Source organism: Marinitenerispora sediminis, assembly GCF_003336425.1.
Taxonomy (GTDB): Bacteria; Actinomycetota; Actinomycetes; order Streptosporangiales; family Streptosporangiaceae; genus Marinitenerispora; species Marinitenerispora sediminis.
Genome location: NZ_QEIO01000143.1, coordinates 1 through 13,709 on the forward strand (window position 1 = coordinate 1; position 13,709 = coordinate 13,709).

12 protein-coding genes and 1 pseudogene are annotated in these 13,709 nt (G+C 73.1%); 4 read left to right on the forward strand and 9 right to left on the reverse strand.

What is annotated here, in order from left to right:
• On the forward strand, nucleotides 1-1,333 hold a 1,333-nt coding region (rny, locus tag DEF28_RS21825; RefSeq protein ID WP_114446207.1), incomplete at its 5' end, for a ribonuclease Y.
• Here the strand turns inward: rny and DEF28_RS21830 are convergent.
• Entirely contained in the window at nucleotides 1,314-2,372 is a 1,059-nt protein-coding gene (locus DEF28_RS21830) for a GlxA family transcriptional regulator (protein ID WP_233515468.1), read from the reverse strand. The genes rny and DEF28_RS21830 overlap by 20 nt on opposite strands.
• 134 nt (nucleotides 2,373-2,506) lie before the next feature.
• Here DEF28_RS21830 and DEF28_RS21835 point away from each other — a divergent pair, with 134 nt between their 5' ends.
• Nucleotides 2,507-3,307, forward strand: coding sequence for an NAD(P)H-dependent oxidoreductase (locus DEF28_RS21835; protein WP_114446208.1), 801 nt, complete (start codon nucleotides 2,507-2,509; stop codon nucleotides 3,305-3,307).
• Between the two features lie 126 nt (nucleotides 3,308-3,433).
• Here the strand turns inward: DEF28_RS21835 and DEF28_RS21840 are convergent, their stop codons facing one another.
• The 4 genes from DEF28_RS21840 to DEF28_RS21855 all read right to left on the reverse strand — a co-directional run bounded on the left by DEF28_RS21840 (nucleotide 3,434) and on the right by DEF28_RS21855 (nucleotide 6,873).
• Nucleotides 3,434-4,405: an amino acid ABC transporter permease gene (locus DEF28_RS21840; RefSeq protein WP_233515469.1), complete on the reverse strand. Its 972-nt coding sequence runs from the start codon at nucleotides 4,403-4,405 to the stop codon at nucleotides 3,434-3,436.
• Nucleotides 4,402-5,070 (reverse strand): amino acid ABC transporter permease, encoded by a 669-nt coding sequence (locus tag DEF28_RS21845; protein WP_114400621.1) that lies wholly within the window; start codon nucleotides 5,068-5,070, stop codon nucleotides 4,402-4,404. The genes DEF28_RS21840 and DEF28_RS21845 overlap by 4 nt, the downstream gene beginning before the upstream one ends.
• An 84-nt stretch (nucleotides 5,071-5,154) precedes the next feature.
• On the reverse strand, nucleotides 5,155-6,015 hold the full coding sequence (locus tag DEF28_RS21850; RefSeq protein ID WP_114400622.1) for a glutamate ABC transporter substrate-binding protein: 861 nt from the start codon (nucleotides 6,013-6,015) through the stop codon (nucleotides 5,155-5,157).
• Nucleotides 6,016-6,129: 114 nt separating this feature from the next.
• Complete coding sequence (locus DEF28_RS21855; protein WP_114400433.1) at nucleotides 6,130-6,873, reverse strand: amino acid ABC transporter ATP-binding protein; 744 nt, start codon at nucleotides 6,871-6,873, stop codon at nucleotides 6,130-6,132.
• A 250-nt stretch (nucleotides 6,874-7,123) separates the two neighbouring features.
• On the opposite strand from DEF28_RS21855, the gene miaB reads away from it, so the two are divergent.
• Nucleotides 7,124-8,593 (forward strand): tRNA (N6-isopentenyl adenosine(37)-C2)-methylthiotransferase MiaB, encoded by a 1,470-nt coding sequence (miaB, locus tag DEF28_RS21860; protein WP_220270056.1) that lies wholly within the window; start codon nucleotides 7,124-7,126, stop codon nucleotides 8,591-8,593.
• A gap of 68 nt (nucleotides 8,594-8,661) precedes the next feature.
• Here the strand turns inward: miaB and DEF28_RS21865 are convergent, their stop codons facing one another.
• On the reverse strand, nucleotides 8,662-9,948 hold the full coding sequence (locus DEF28_RS21865) for a cytochrome P450 family protein (RefSeq protein WP_114400435.1): 1,287 nt from the start codon (nucleotides 9,946-9,948) through the stop codon (nucleotides 8,662-8,664).
• 39 nt (nucleotides 9,949-9,987) lie between these two features.
• Complete coding sequence (locus tag DEF28_RS21870; protein ID WP_199493446.1) at nucleotides 9,988-10,713, reverse strand: TetR/AcrR family transcriptional regulator; 726 nt, start codon at nucleotides 10,711-10,713, stop codon at nucleotides 9,988-9,990.
• 169 nt (nucleotides 10,714-10,882) lie between these two features.
• Here DEF28_RS21870 and DEF28_RS21875 point away from each other — a divergent pair, with 169 nt between their 5' ends.
• On the forward strand, nucleotides 10,883-11,563 hold the full coding sequence (locus tag DEF28_RS21875; protein ID WP_114400436.1) for a class III extradiol ring-cleavage dioxygenase family protein: 681 nt from the start codon (nucleotides 10,883-10,885) through the stop codon (nucleotides 11,561-11,563).
• A gap of 602 nt (nucleotides 11,564-12,165) precedes the next feature.
• Here DEF28_RS21875 and DEF28_RS21880 read toward each other — a convergent pair.
• Nucleotides 12,166-12,924: a VOC family protein gene (locus DEF28_RS21880; protein WP_158562894.1), complete on the reverse strand. Its 759-nt coding sequence runs from the start codon at nucleotides 12,922-12,924 to the stop codon at nucleotides 12,166-12,168.
• A gap of 267 nt (nucleotides 12,925-13,191) precedes the next feature.
• Nucleotides 13,192-13,709 (reverse strand): annotated as a pseudogene (locus DEF28_RS29240) (IS481 family transposase); the annotation flags it as partial.

Below are 13,709 nucleotides of genomic sequence, written 5' to 3' on the forward strand. Positions count from 1 at the left end.
GGCCGCGGCTCGGGACCGCGTGACCGAGCGGCTGGCCGACCTGGAGCGCCGCGAGGCGCGGCTGGCCGAGCGCGAGCGGCGGCTGGACGCCGAGGCCCGCCACCTGGCCGAGGCCCGGGAGCGCGCCGAGGAGCGCACCGCGCTCCTGGACGAGCGTGACCGCGACCTGTCCCGCCTGGACGACCAGCGGCGGGCCGTCCTGGAGGCCACCGCCGCGCTCTCCGCCGAGGAGGCCAGGGCGGAGCTGGTGGCAGCGGTGCAGAACCAGGCCAAGCGCGAGGCGGCGCTGCTGGTCCGCGACATCGAGAAGGACGCGCGCAAGCACGGCGAGGCGCGCGCCCGCAAGATCATCACACTCGCCATCCAGCGCCTCGCCACCGAGCAGACCACCGAGTCGGTGGTCTCGGTCGTCCACCTGCCCAGCGACGACATGAAGGGCCGGATCATCGGCCGGGAGGGCCGCAACATCCGGGCCTTCGAGACGGTCACCGGCGTGAACCTCATCATCGACGACACCCCCGAGGCGGTGCTGCTGTCCTGCTTCGACCCGGTGCGGCGCGAGGTCGCGCGGCTCACCCTGGAGAAGCTGGTCCTCGACGGGCGCATCCACCCGCACCGGATCGAGGAAGTGCACGAGGCCAGCCGCGCCGAGGTGGACCAGCTGTGCGTGCGCGCCGGCGAGGACGCGCTGGTCGACGTCGGCGTCACCGACGTGCACCCGGAGCTTGTCACGCTGCTCGGCCAGCTGCGCTACCGCACCTCCTACGGACAGAACGTGCTGAAGCACCTGATCGAGTCGGCGCACCTGGCCGGCATCATGGCCGCCGAACTCGGCATGGACCGCCAGCTGATGAAGCGGTGCGCGCTGCTGCACGACATCGGCAAGGCGCTGACCCACGAGATCGAGGGCAGCCACGCGCTGATCGGGGCGGAGATCGCCCGCCGCTACGGCGAGTCCGAGGACGTGGTGCACGCGATCGAGGCGCACCACAACGAGGTCGAGGTGCGCACGGTGGAGGCGGTGCTCACCCAGGCCGCCGACGCCATCAGCGGCGGCCGGCCGGGGGCCCGCCGCGAGTCGCTGGAGGCCTACGTCGAGCGGCTGCAGCGCCTGGAGGAGATCGCCATGGCCAACGAGGGCGTGCAGAAGGTGTTCGCCATGCAGGCCGGCCGGGAGGTCCGCGTCATGGTGAGACCCGAGGAGGTCGATGACCTCCAGGCGCAGGTGATCGCGCGCGACATCGCCAAGCGGGTCGAGGAGGAACTCGTCTACCCCGGCCAGATCCGGGTGACGGTGGTCCGCGAGTCCCGCGCTACCGAGACGGCGCGCTGACCGGGGCGCTCCCGTCCGGCTCGGCCGCGTGCCGCACCGCCGCCCGCGGCGCGGAGCCGCGGAAGGTCGCGCGGTAGGCGCTCGGCGACACCCCCAGGGCGGCCTGGAGGTGCTGGCGGAGGGACGCCGCGGTGCCGAAGCCCGCGTCGACCGCGATCCGGTCGACCGGCAGGTCGGTCCCCTCCAGGAGCTGCCGGGCGCGTTCCACCCGCTGGAGGGCGAGCCAGCGGCCGGGGGAGACGCCGACCTCCTCGCGGAAGCGCCGGGTGAAGGTCCGCACGCTCATGGACTCCTGTTCGGCGAGTTCGCGCAGGCTGACCGGCCGGTCGAGGTGCCGGAGCGCCCACGCTCGGGCGCGGCCGGTGGAGGAGATCCCGGGCTCGGGCACGGGGCGCCGGATGAACTGGGCCTGGCCGCCGTCGCGGTGCGGAGAGACGACGGTGCCGCGGGCCACCTCGTTGGCGACGGCCGCACCGTGGTCGGCGCGGATCATGTGCAGGCACAGGTCGATGCCGGAGGCGACGCCTGCCGCGGTGAGTACGCCGTCCTCGTCGGTGTAGAGCACGTCCGGGTCGAGGTCGACCTGCGGGTACAGCCGGCGGAACTGCTCGGCGGAGCGCCAGTGGGTGGTGGCGCGGCGGCCGTCCAGCAGGCCCGCGGCCGCCAGGACGAAGGAGCCGGTGCAGATGGAGGCGATCCGGGTCCCCGGGCGGATCAGGGCGAACGCGGCCGCCAGCGGCGCGCTGAGGGCGCCGCAGCGGGGGTCGTAGTCCTCGTCGGAGGCCGGGACGACGACGGTGTCGGCCTCGGCCAGCGGCTCCGGGCCGTGCGCGACGTGCAGCGTGACGTCGGCGTCCGTGCGCAGCGCGCCGGGCTCCGTCGTGCAGGTGACGACCTCGTACAGCGGGACGCCGTCGGCCGACCTGGCCTGACCGAACAGCCGGTGCACGATCCCGAACTCCATGGTCAGCAGGCCGTCCCGGACGAGTACGGCGACCCGGTGCCGGCCGGGACGGGTGAACGCGCTGGTCGTGGCCATGGCCTGATTCTTGCACATGTTGGCCATCGGGCCACTCGTGGCGGTGGGCGGCCGCGGCGCATGCTCTCGGTGTCACCGGCGGGATCGGACCGCGGTCGCCCGCCGGGAACCGCGAACACGAGGAGGGACACCACGTGAAGGTGCTGTGGATCTTCGCCCACCCGGAGCGGCGCTCGCTGAGCGCCGCCCTGCGCGACGACGGGCTGCGCGCGCTCCGGGAGCACGGCCACGAGGTCCGGGAGTCGGACCTGTACGCGATGGGGTGGAACCCCGTGGTGGACGCCGCCGACTTCGGCCACGATCCCGATGAGCGGCTGCTGGTCGCCGCCGCGTCCGAAGAGGCCTACACGTCCGGCGGCCTGAGCGCCGACATCCGGGCCGAGCACGCCAAGCTCGCCTGGGCGGACACGGTCGTCGTGCAGTTCCCCCTCTGGTGGTTCGGGATGCCGGCCATCCTCAAGGGCTGGTTCGACCGGGTCTTCGTCAAGGGGCTGGCCTACGGCGTCGTCGAGCACGGCCCCGAGGGCCGGCGCACCCTGCGCTACGGCGAGGGCCGGCTGGCCGGCAAGCGCGCCATGGTGGTGGTGACCGCGGGCGGGACCGCGGCCAGCTACGGCCCCCGCGGCGTCAACGGCCAACTGGAGGACCTGCTGTTCCCCCTGCAGCACGGGACGTTCTTCTACGCCGGGATGTCGGTGGTCCCGCCGGTCCTGGTCTCCGGCGCGGACCGGCTCTCGGAGGCCGGCCGCGCGGCCGCCGCGGCCGAGCTGCGCGCGCGGCTGCTCGCACTTGCGGACACCGACCCGATCCCGTTCCGCGCGCAGAACGGTGGGGACTACGACGCCGACCTGACGCTGCGGCCGGAGCAGGAGCCCGGCCGCGCGGGTGTGGCGGCGCGGCCGGCCGCCGCCGCTGGAGCGCCCCCGGCGCCCTGACCGGTGCCGTGCCCGCGGCGGCACCAACAGGTGGGCCCGCCTCCGGCTGGAGGCGGGCCCACCCGCGTCGTCGGTGGCCGTCCGCGGCGCCGGACCGGAGCACGTCCGGCGGGCGCCGCGGCGGCGTCAGGCCCTGGGGCCGGCCGCCCCACCGCCCGCCGTCGGCCCGGCGGCGCTCACGCCGACCTCCGCGGGACCCGTCACCGCCTTGGTCTGGGACCGGACGCTGCGCTGGTTGCGCCGCTCCAGCCAGGTGGCGAGGTAGCCGAGCGCCACGTTGAGCGCGATGTAGATCAGCGCGATCACGATGGCGGCCGGGATCAGGTTGATGTAGGCCGAGCTGAGGTTGCGCCACTGGTTGAGCAGGTCGGAGTAGCCGATGACGTAGCCGAGCGCGGTGTCCTTGAGCAGCACCACGAGCTGGGCGATGATCGCCGGGAGCATGGCGGTGATCGCCTGCGGCAGCAGGATCAGCCGGGTCACGGCGCCCTTGCGCAGGCCGATCGACAGGGCCGCCTCGGACTGTCCCCGCGGGATCGACTGGATGCCGGCCCGCACGATCTCGGCGAGCACCGAGCCGTTGTAGAACATCAGGCCGAGCACGACCGCCCAGAAGGTGCTGATGGAGGTGCCGAACAGCGACCACGAGCCGCGCATCAGGAAGAAGATCATGATGAGCAGCGGGATGGCCCGGAAGAACTCCACCACCACGGCGGCCGGGATCCGCACCCACACGTGGTCGGACAGCCGCGCGATACCGAACACCATGCCGAAGGCCAGCGCCAGCACCGCCGCGACGGCCGCGGCCCCCAGGGTGCCGCCGAGGCCGGGCAGCACGTAGGTGGTCCACAGCTGCGAGGTGAAGAACGGCTGCCACTTCTCGGCCTCCCACTGCTCGCGCTCGTCCATGCGGACGAACACGAACCAGGCGACCAGCAGCAGCCCCAGTATGGTCAGGAACGTGTAGACGTTGTAGCGCAGCCGGGCCTGGGGACCGGGGGCGTCGTAGAGCACGCTCGCCTGCGCCTGCCGCCGCGGGCGCTTGGCCGTGCCGGAGGTGGTCGGCTTGTCGTTCATGACATCCGTTCCGCTGGTCATCGCGCCACCGCCAGCCGCTTGGACAGCCAGCCGAACAGGAAGCCGGTGGGCAGGGTCAACACCATGAAGCCGAGCGCGAAGCCGATGAAGATCGGGATGACGGCGTTGCCGTTGAACTCGATCAGCGTGCGCATGCTGGCCGCCGCCTCCGCCACGCCGATCAGCGAGGCGATCGTGGTGTTCTTGATCAGCGCGATCAGCACGCTGCCCAGCGGGCCGACGACGCTGCGGAACGCCTGCGGCAGGATGATGGTGGTCATGGTCTGGCCGAAGGTGAGGCCGACGGAACGGGCGGCCTCGGCCTGGCCCATGGGGACCGTGTTGATGCCGGCGCGCAGCGACTCGCAGACGAAGGACGCGGTGTAGGCGGAGAGGCCCACCACGGCCAGCCAGTAGCTGTTCACCGTCACGGTCTCGGAGAACTTCAGGCCGAGCGTGTTGCCCAGGCCCAGGCCGCAGAACAGCAGGACCAGGGTGAGGGGCGTGTTGCGCATCGTGTTGACGTACAACGTGCCGGAGGCTCGCAGCACCGGGACCGGCGAGACGCGCATGCCGGCGAGCAGCGTGCCGAGGACCAGCGCCCCGATGGCGCTGGCGACGCTCAGCAGCACGGTCGACCAGAACGCCTCAAGGATCGGCCCCAGATTCTCTAGGACTACGTTCATTCTTCCAACCGCTCAGGCGGGTGCCGACGGTCGGAGCGTCAGCACCCGCGGTGTCGCAGATTCGGACAGGGCGGACGCCTGCGATCAGGCGCAGGGCTCCGCTTCGGGCAGCTCGGTCGTGTACTCGTAGTTCGCCGGGCCGAAGTTGCTGTCCAGCAGCGTCTCGGCCTCGCCCTCCTCGTACATCGCGGCGATGGCGGCGTTGACGGCCTCACAGGTGGCGGTGTCGCCCTTGGGCATGCCGACGCCGTAGCGCTCTTCCGAGAACTTGTCGCCGACGAGCTGGAACTCGCCCGGCTGCTGGGCGGCGTAGCCGGCCAGGATCGTGTCGTCGGTGGTCACGGCGTCCACGCCGCCGCCGGAGAGCAGCTCCAGGCACTCGGAGTAGCTGCCCGCCTCGCGGAGCTGGGCGTCGATCGCCAGGGTCTCGGTGACGTTGAACGCCGACCGCGAGCCGCTCGCCGAGCACAGCGTCCGGCCCTCGAGGTCCTCGACCGACTGGATCTCGTCGTCGCCGTCGCGCACCAGGATGTCCTGCTGGGCGACGTAGTACGGGCCGCCGAAGGAGACGCGCTCCTGGCGCTCCTCGGTGATGCTGTAGCTGGCGAGGACGAGGTCGACCTGGCCCTGCTCGATGAAGGTCTCCCGGTTCTGGGAGGTGGTCTCCACGAACTCGATGCCGTCCTCCGGCACGCCCAGTTCCTGGGCGATGAAGCGGGCGACATCGACGTCGAACCCGGTGTAGGAGCCGTCGGGCTCCCGCAGGCCGAGTCCGGGCTGGTCGAACTTGATGCCGATAGTCAGGGTGCCCTGCTCCTCGGCCTTCTGCACGACGGATTCGGCCTCGCCGCCGCCGCCGTTGCCGCCGATCAGGCCGCAGGACGAGAGGGCCATGGTCATCGCGGCCACCGCGGACGCGACAGTTGCGATACGGCCTACGCGCATGGTCGAAACCTCATTCTCTTGTGGGTCCCACCTACTGGGGGGACGGACCTGGGATGGGAACGGGGGGTGGTGGGTGGTGCCGAGGTCGGTCGGCCGCTGGTAGCGGGGATGCGGCTAGTGGGTGAGGATCTTGGAGAGGAAGTCCTTCGCACGGTCGGTGCGCGGGCTGCCGAAGAACTCGTCGGGGGTGTTCTCCTCCACGATCTGGCCGTTGGCCATGAACACGACCCGGTTGGCCGCGCGGCGGGCGAAGCCCATCTCGTGCGTCACCACGACCATGGTCATGCCGTCCTTGGCGAGGTTCACCATGACGTCGAGGACCTCCTGGACCATCTCGGGGTCCAGAGCCGAGGTCGGCTCGTCGAACATGATGACCTTGGGGTCCATCGCGAGCGCGCGGGCGATGGCCACGCGCTGCTGCTGGCCGCCGGAGAGCTGGGCGGGGTACTTGTGGGCCTGGTTGGCGATGCCCACCCGGTCCAGGAGCTCCAGCGCGCGCTTCTCCGCCTGCTCCTTGGGCGTCTTGCGCACCTTGAGCGGACCGAGTGTGACGTTCTGCAGCACCGTCTTGTGGGCGAACAGGTTGAACGACTGGAACACCATGCCGACGTCGCTGCGGAGCCGGGCCAGACCGCGCCCTTCGGCCGGGAGCGGCTGCCCGTCGATCGTGATCGTCCCAGTGTCGATGGTCTCGAGCCGGTTGATGGTGCGACACAGGGTCGACTTGCCGGATCCGGACGGTCCGATGAGGACGACGACCTCGCCGCGGTGCACGGAGAGGTTGATGTCCTGAAGTACGTGGAGCTCGCCGAAGTGTTTGTTGACGTTCTCCAGCACGACGAGAGGAGTTGCGGTCATGACTGCGGAACCTAGCTGCCTGTGTGTCCGCTTGTCACCCGTGAAAAGGCGGTTTGGGTGGCAAGTAGCAGACTTGTTACGACCCAATCTGTACAAACGTTATGAAATTCCGAGATTAGATGGCCGCTTTGGTGCAACCATCCGGAAGACCGTAAGGTAGACGATCCGCCGGTAGTCCGGCGGCGGGCCGGTCGGGGCCGGTGCCGGCAGCGGCTAGCCTGGAGCGGTGAGCCAGAGTCGTACCTACCGAGTGCGGACCTACGGCTGCCAGATGAACGTCCACGACTCCGAGCGCCTGTCCGGTCTGCTGGAGGACGCTGGATACGAGCGCGCAGCCGAGGACGCCACCCCGGACGTCGTCGTTTTCAACACGTGCGCGGTCCGCGAGAACGCGGACAACCGCCTCTACGGCAACCTCGGGCACCTGCGCCCGGTGAAGGACGCCCACCCCGGCATGCAGATCGCGGTCGGCGGGTGCCTCGCCCAGAAGGACCGCGGCGAGATCGTGCGCCGCGCGCCGTGGGTGGACGTCGTCTTCGGTACCCACAACATCGGGTCGCTGCCCGTGCTGCTGGAGCGGGCCCGGGTGCAGCGCGAGGCGCAGGTCGAGATCCAGGAGGCGCTGGAGACCTTCCCCTCCACCCTGCCGACCCGCCGCGAGTCCGCCTACGCCGCCTGGGTCTCCATCTCGGTGGGCTGCAACAACACCTGCACGTTCTGCATCGTTCCGGCGCTGCGCGGCAAGGAGAAGGACCGCCGCCCGGGCGACGTGCTGGCCGAGGTGCGCGCCGTGGTGGCCGAGGGCGCCGTCGAGGTCACCCTGCTGGGCCAGAACGTCAATGCCTACGGGTCGGAGTTCGGCGACCGCCAGGCGTTCTCCAAGCTGCTGCGCGCCTGCGGGGAGATCGAGGGCCTGGAACGGGTCCGCTTCACCTCCCCGCACCCCCGCGACTTCACCGACGACGTCATCGCCGCCATGGCGGAGACCCCCAACGTCATGCCGCAGCTCCACATGCCCCTGCAGTCCGGCTCCAGCCGGCTGCTCCGGGCCATGCGGCGCTCCTACCGCCAGGAGCGGTTCCTCGGCATCGTGGAGAAGGTGCGGGCCGCCATGCCGGAGGCCGCGATCACCACCGACATCATCGTCGGCTTCCCCGGCGAGACCGAGGAGGACTTCCAGGAGACGCTGAAGGTGGTGCGGGAGGCGCGGTTCGCGCAGGCCTACACCTTCCAGTACTCCAAGCGCCCCGGCACCCCGGCCGCGACCATGGACGGGCAGCTGCCCAAGGAGGTGGTCCAGGAGCGCTACCAGCGCCTGGTCGACCTCCAGGACGCCATCTCCTGGGAGGAGAACCAGGCACTCGTCGGCCGCGAGGTCGAGGTCCTGGTCGCCGAGGGCGAGGGGCGCAAGGACGGCGAGCGGCGCCGGCTGTCCGGGCGCGCCGCCGACAACCGGCTGGTGCACTTCGCGGTCGACGAGGACGCGGCGCTGCGTCCCGGCGACATGGCCACCGTGGAGGTCACCTACGCGGCCCCGCACCACCTGGTCGCCGACTCCGGCGTGCGCCGGTCGCGGCGCACCCGCGCCGGCGACGCGTGGGCGGCGCGCAACGGCCGCCCGCCGGCCGAGCCAGCGCCGTCCGGTGTCCTGCTCGGCATGCCGGGCGTCGGCGCGCCCGCGCCGGCCCCCGCCCCGGTGGGCGGCTGCTGCGAGAGCTGAGGCCCGGCCCGGCGCGGGTGGCCGAGAACGGTGCGCCGCCCCGGCCGCCCGCGCCGGCGGGTCCGCCGTCAGCCCCCCAGCCGGACCGGAAGCCGGGCCAGCCGGCGGTTCGCGGGGATGGGGAGCCACTCCAGCTCCTCGGCCGGTACCGCCAGGCTCAGGTCGGGGTAGCGCCGCAGCAGCGCCCCGAACGCCACCTCGCCCTCCTGGCGGGCGAGCGCCGCGCCGAGGCAGTAGTGGATGCCGTACCCGAAGCCGACATGGCTCTCGCCGCGGCCGGCCGGCCGCCGGGTGAGGTCCAGCCGCTCCGGCTCCGGAGTGTGCCGCGGGTCGTAGTTCGCCGACACGAGCACCGGCTGCACCGCGTCGCCCCGGTGGACCGTCACCCCGCCGACCTCGACGTCCTCGGTCGCGTAGCGCAGCCGGGTCGCGTGCACCGGGCCGCACCAGCGCATCAACTCGTGCACCGCTCCGGGCAGCAGTGAGGGGTCGGAGCGGAGCAGCTCCAGCTGGACGGGGTGGGTGAGCAGCGCGGCGACGCCGTTGGAGATGAGGTGGGTGGTCGTCTCGTGGCCGGCCACCACGAGCGTGAGCACCATCGCGATCATCTCGGTGTCCGAGAGCCGGTCGCCGTCCTCGTCGTGGGTGCGGATCAGCCCGGTCAGCAGATCGGAGGCGGGCTGGGACCGGCGCCGCTTGATCAGGTCGGCGATGTGGTCGACCATCGCGCGCAGGATGCTACCGAGCGTCGCCGGATCCGGCGGGACCAGCTGGCGCCCCCACTCCCTCCAGCGCGGACGGTCCTCCTCGGGAACGCCGACGAGCTCGCAGATGACCGTGATGGGCAGCGGGTAGCCGAAGCACTCGACCAGGTCCACCACGCCGTCCTCGGCCCGAGCCGGGAGCTCGTCGAGCAGGCGTTCGGTGATCTCCTCGACCCTGGGCCGCAGTTCGCCGACCCTGCGCACCGTGAAGGTGCGCGAGACCAGCTTGCGCAGCCGGGTGTGGTCCGGCGCGTCGAGGTCCAGGATGGTGCCGAACAGGTAGGGGGCCAGGTCCTCCGGAATCCCCATGCCCTCCACGAAGGCGCGCCGGCTGGCCGTGGGAGGGGCGTCGGCCAGCACCGAGGGGTCGTTGACGAAGCGGGGGTCGCTGAGGACGGTGCGCACCTCGTCGAGCCGGGTGACCAGCCAGATCGGCGCCCCGTCCAGGTAACGCGCCCGCAGCACGGGCGCCTGCTCGCGTAGGCGGCCGTAGCCGCCGTAGGGGTCGGCGACGAGTTCGGGGTCGGCGAGGTTGGGCTCGCCGGGGTGCTCGCCGACGTGGGTGCTGTAGAAGTTGCCGCTGGTCGCCATGACCGTGTCTCCAGTGATGAGTACCGGATGGTGTCCCCGTCACGCCCGGAACTGGCGGTGCAGTTCCGCCAGGTACCGCTTCTCCAGGCGCTGGTAGAGGGTGGCGGCCTCCGAGGCCGCCGCGGCGAGGCCGCCGGGGTCGGGGGTGGTCTCGAAGGCGGCGCGGACCGTGTGCTCCAGCGCAGTGGCCTGCTGGTCGGCCCGCTTCGGGACGAAGGACGGAGCGAACGAGGGGTGGAGGAAGAAGCCCGTCGTGGTCGCGTGGAAGGCGAAGAGCTGGGTTTCGGGGTCGAGGTCGGTGGTGACCAGCCCGTGCTCGCGAAGGAGGCGCAGGTGCTCGACGCTGACCCTCCTGGCCTCGGCGCGCAGCTCCTCGAAGCTGCCGGCGGCCGTCCGGGTGAGCCGGCCGAGCGTCTCGGCGTCGCCCGAGTAGCCGACGCGGGCGACCGGGTCGCCGACCAAGTCGAGGTACATGGCGCGGGCCATCCGGCTGAGCAGCACCTCCGCGGGGTCGGCGGCCATGCGCCGGCCCTGGGCGCCGATCGACCGGCCCTTCGTGCGCAGCAGCACGCTGAGGAACAGGGCGTCCTTGGTCCGCCAGTGCAGGTAGACCGTCCCCTTGCCCACGTCGGCGCGCCGCGCCACGTCGTCGATGGTGACGCGCCGGTACCCCAGCGACGTCAGCAGTTCGCCGGCCGCGTCCAGGATGCGTTCGGCCCGCTCGTCGAGCGGGTCCACCGGGACCTCCGTGCCGGGCTGCGCCACGTCCTACCGCCTTGTCCGCCGGGGTCCCGGGACACCGGGACCGCATGAGTGCGTTGACTGTGTGACCAGATTCGCAAATCCGGTCACGCAGTCAAGGCTAGACCCGCCCACCAGCGGGCACAAGCGTCCCGTCCGGCCGGATCCGGCCGCCTGCCGGTACCCTCGGCCTGTGCTGATCGCCGCCGCCGTGTGCCCGCATCCCCCGCTGCTCGTCCCCCGGTTGGCCGGCGGCGCCGCACCGGAGCTGGACTCCGTGCGCACCGCCTGCGACCGCGCCGTCGCCGCCCTGGTCGCGGCCCGCCCGGACCGGCTCCTCGTCGTCGGAGCGGGGGGCCGGACCGCCCGCCATCCGGGCGGCGCCGCGGGGAGCCTCGCCCCGTACGGCGCGCCGATAGCGGTGGGGGCCGGGCCGGCGGTGCTCCCGCTCTCCCTGACGGTGGGGCGCTGGCTCGTGGAGCGCGCCGGCGCCGAGCCCGCCGGGTTCGCCGAACTGGCCGGCGACGCCCGGCCCGAGGAGTGCCTGGTCGTCGGGGCGGAGCTGGCCGCGTCCGCGCCCCGGGTGGCCGTACTGGTCATGGGGGACGGCAGTGCCCGGCGCGGCGAGCGGTCGCCGGGGCGGTTCGACGAACGCGCGGTCGACTTCGACGACGCGGTGGCCGCGGCGCTGGCCGGGGCGGACCTCGCCACCCTCGCCACGCTGGACCCGGTGCTCGCCGAGCAGCTCATGGCCGCGGGCCGGCCCGCGTGGCAGGCACTGGCCGGCGCCGCCGAGGGCGCCGGCCTGTCCGCCGAGCGGCTGGCCTACGAGGCGCCGTACGGGGTCGGGTACTTCGTGACCCTCTGGCGCTGAGGCGCGGGTGGAGGACGCGCTCGGACGGGTGATGCCGCGCGCCCGGCTACGGGCGGAGGCGAGGGGCAGGGTGCCGTCATGGGCCGCGGTTCTTCTACCGTGTCCGGCCCCCGGCCGCCTGTTCGGCATGAGCGGGTGCCCCGCGTTCGACGGTGCTGTCCCCGGCGGGCGGCGCGGTCGCAGGCCGGGGGCCGGGCGCCCGGCGATCCGCGGTGGGGCGGGACGGGAGCGGAGTACGTGCGGCGCAGGACGCGCTGCCGCCGAGCGGACGGCCGGGGTGGTTCCCCTGAGACCGGGGACCCGGGGCGGCCGTCCGCGGCCGGAACACCGGCGTGCCGCCGCACCGGTCCCATGGGGGCCGGGGCGGCCAGCGGAGGGGACGGGAGCGGGAGATCGGGCCTGTCCGCAGTGGGCACCCGCCACAGGAGCCCGCGCGCCGCGCACCCGCCCCTCGCGCGCCGGGCCGCGCCCCGGCGCTCACCACCCAGGGCGTGGGAGTGCGCACGGGTGCCGCCCGGTACCGGTGAGCCCAGGGGCACCGGCCCTCCCGCCTGGCACCGCGGAGCATCGGCCCGCCCCGCGGGCCTGCCGAGAAGCAGATCTCAGGTCGCCACCTCGACGGCGGCGAAGTGCGCGCCGAACGGGTCGGCGAGCATGGTCCAGCGGCCGTACGGTGAGTCCTCGGCGGAGCGCAGCACCCGGCCGTCGAACAAGGGGGCGCGGGCCGCGGCGGCGTCGGCGCTGGCCACCACGAAGTAGGGGAGCCAGGCGCCGTGCCCCTCGCTGACCCGCTCCGCGCTGCCGCCGTAGACCCCGCAGACCGGGCTCCCGGCGACGTAGAGGGTGACGAAGTCGACGTCGGCGAAGCGGTCCGGGCGGTAGCCGAACACCCGGACGAGGAAGTCCGTGGTGGCGTGGGTGTCCCGGCTCGTCACCTCCGCCCAGATCGGTCCCCCGAGCAGGCCGAACGCCTCCGAACCGGCCAGCCCGTCGCCCTCCCACAGCGCGAAGACGGCTCCGGTCGGCTCCCGCACGACGGCCATGGTGCCGTATCCGGGAACGTCGCGGCGCGGCGCCACGACCGTGCCGCCGGCCGCCGCCACGTCGTACAGGGTCGCGGTGACGTCGTCGGTCGCCAGGTAGACGGTCCAGAAGGGCCGGTCCGGCGGCCCGGCCTCCTCGTGCCAGCTCTCGGAGAGGCCGGCCACCCGCCGGCCGGCGGCATGGGCCAGGGCGTAGGGGCCGAGGTCGAACTCCCAGCCCAGGAGTTCGGAGTAGAAGCGCTCGGCGGCCTCCAGGTCCGGAACCGTCATGTCGAACCAGGCGGGTGCCCCCGGCGGGTACCTGCTGGTGTCGGTCATCGGGACTCCTCGCGTGGCTGGCCGGAACCGCGGTCCCGCGACCGGACCGGCCGGCGGAACGGGCCCACGGCGTCCTCGGATCCGTACCCCCGGTCGCCGGGCGGGACCGCGCCTGGCCGCAAAGACGGCGTAGATCGTTCCCGGCCGCCCAGGCCGCGCCCGCACACCCAGGGATCGGCCACCCCGGCGGGCCCGGGTGTTAGGACCTCGCCCCCGGGTCTGGGTGTACTGACCCGAGAGGTGAGGTACGCGGGTGGCGGGTGGGCCGCCGATCGCGGTGTGGAACCGGTGGTGTAGGTGTACAGCCATGCGGGGAAGGCCTGCCGGCGCTCGTCTTCACTGGTGTAGGGGCGGGCGTAGGCCCGTTCCTCGGCCAGGGGACGGATCTCGGTGTAGGCCAGGCGGGAGTGGTCGTCCAGCGCGGTGCGCGGGTAGCCGCAGCCGATCACCGGGGAGCCGTTGCGGCGGGCGGTAGTGGCGGCCTGCTTGTTGCACACCCCGGTGTGGCGGCCCACAGCGCGGTGGCCGCCGCCGGCGGGGACGCGGCCGAGCTTCTTGACGTCGACGTGCACGGGTGCGCCGGGTCGGTCGCACTCGTAGCGGCGCGCGGCAAGGCCGGTGGCGCGGTCGGTGTGGGCCAGGCGGGCGCACCTGGAGCGGGTCAGGGTCCGGTGGACCGTGGAGGCCGCCATGTGCGGGTGTCCGGCGATGCGGGCGGGCCCCACCGGTTGAGGACGCGGAGTCTGACGACGCGGGGCTCACGGCGGGCGGGTGTGCGCCGGGGG

Coding starts and splice junctions, on each gene's coding strand:
- DEF28_RS21865 (WP_114400435.1), bottom strand. CDS start 9,948: ATGGCGACCAGCGGCAACTTCTACAGCACCCACGTCGGCGAGCACCCC.
- DEF28_RS21850 (WP_114400622.1), bottom strand. CDS start 6,015: ATGCGCGTAGGCCGTATCGCAACTGTCGCGTCCGCGGTGGCCGCGATG.
- DEF28_RS21855 (WP_114400433.1), bottom strand. CDS start 6,873: ATGACCGCAACTCCTCTCGTCGTGCTGGAGAACGTCAACAAACACTTC.
- DEF28_RS21880 (WP_158562894.1), bottom strand. CDS start 12,924: ATGACCGACACCAGCAGGTACCCGCCGGGGGCACCCGCCTGGTTCGAC.
- DEF28_RS21840 (WP_233515469.1), bottom strand. CDS start 4,405: ATGACCAGCGGAACGGATGTCATGAACGACAAGCCGACCACCTCCGGC.
- DEF28_RS21845 (WP_114400621.1), bottom strand. CDS start 5,070: ATGAACGTAGTCCTAGAGAATCTGGGGCCGATCCTTGAGGCGTTCTGG.
- DEF28_RS21830 (WP_233515468.1), bottom strand. CDS start 2,372: ATGGCCACGACCAGCGCGTTCACCCGTCCCGGCCGGCACCGGGTCGCC.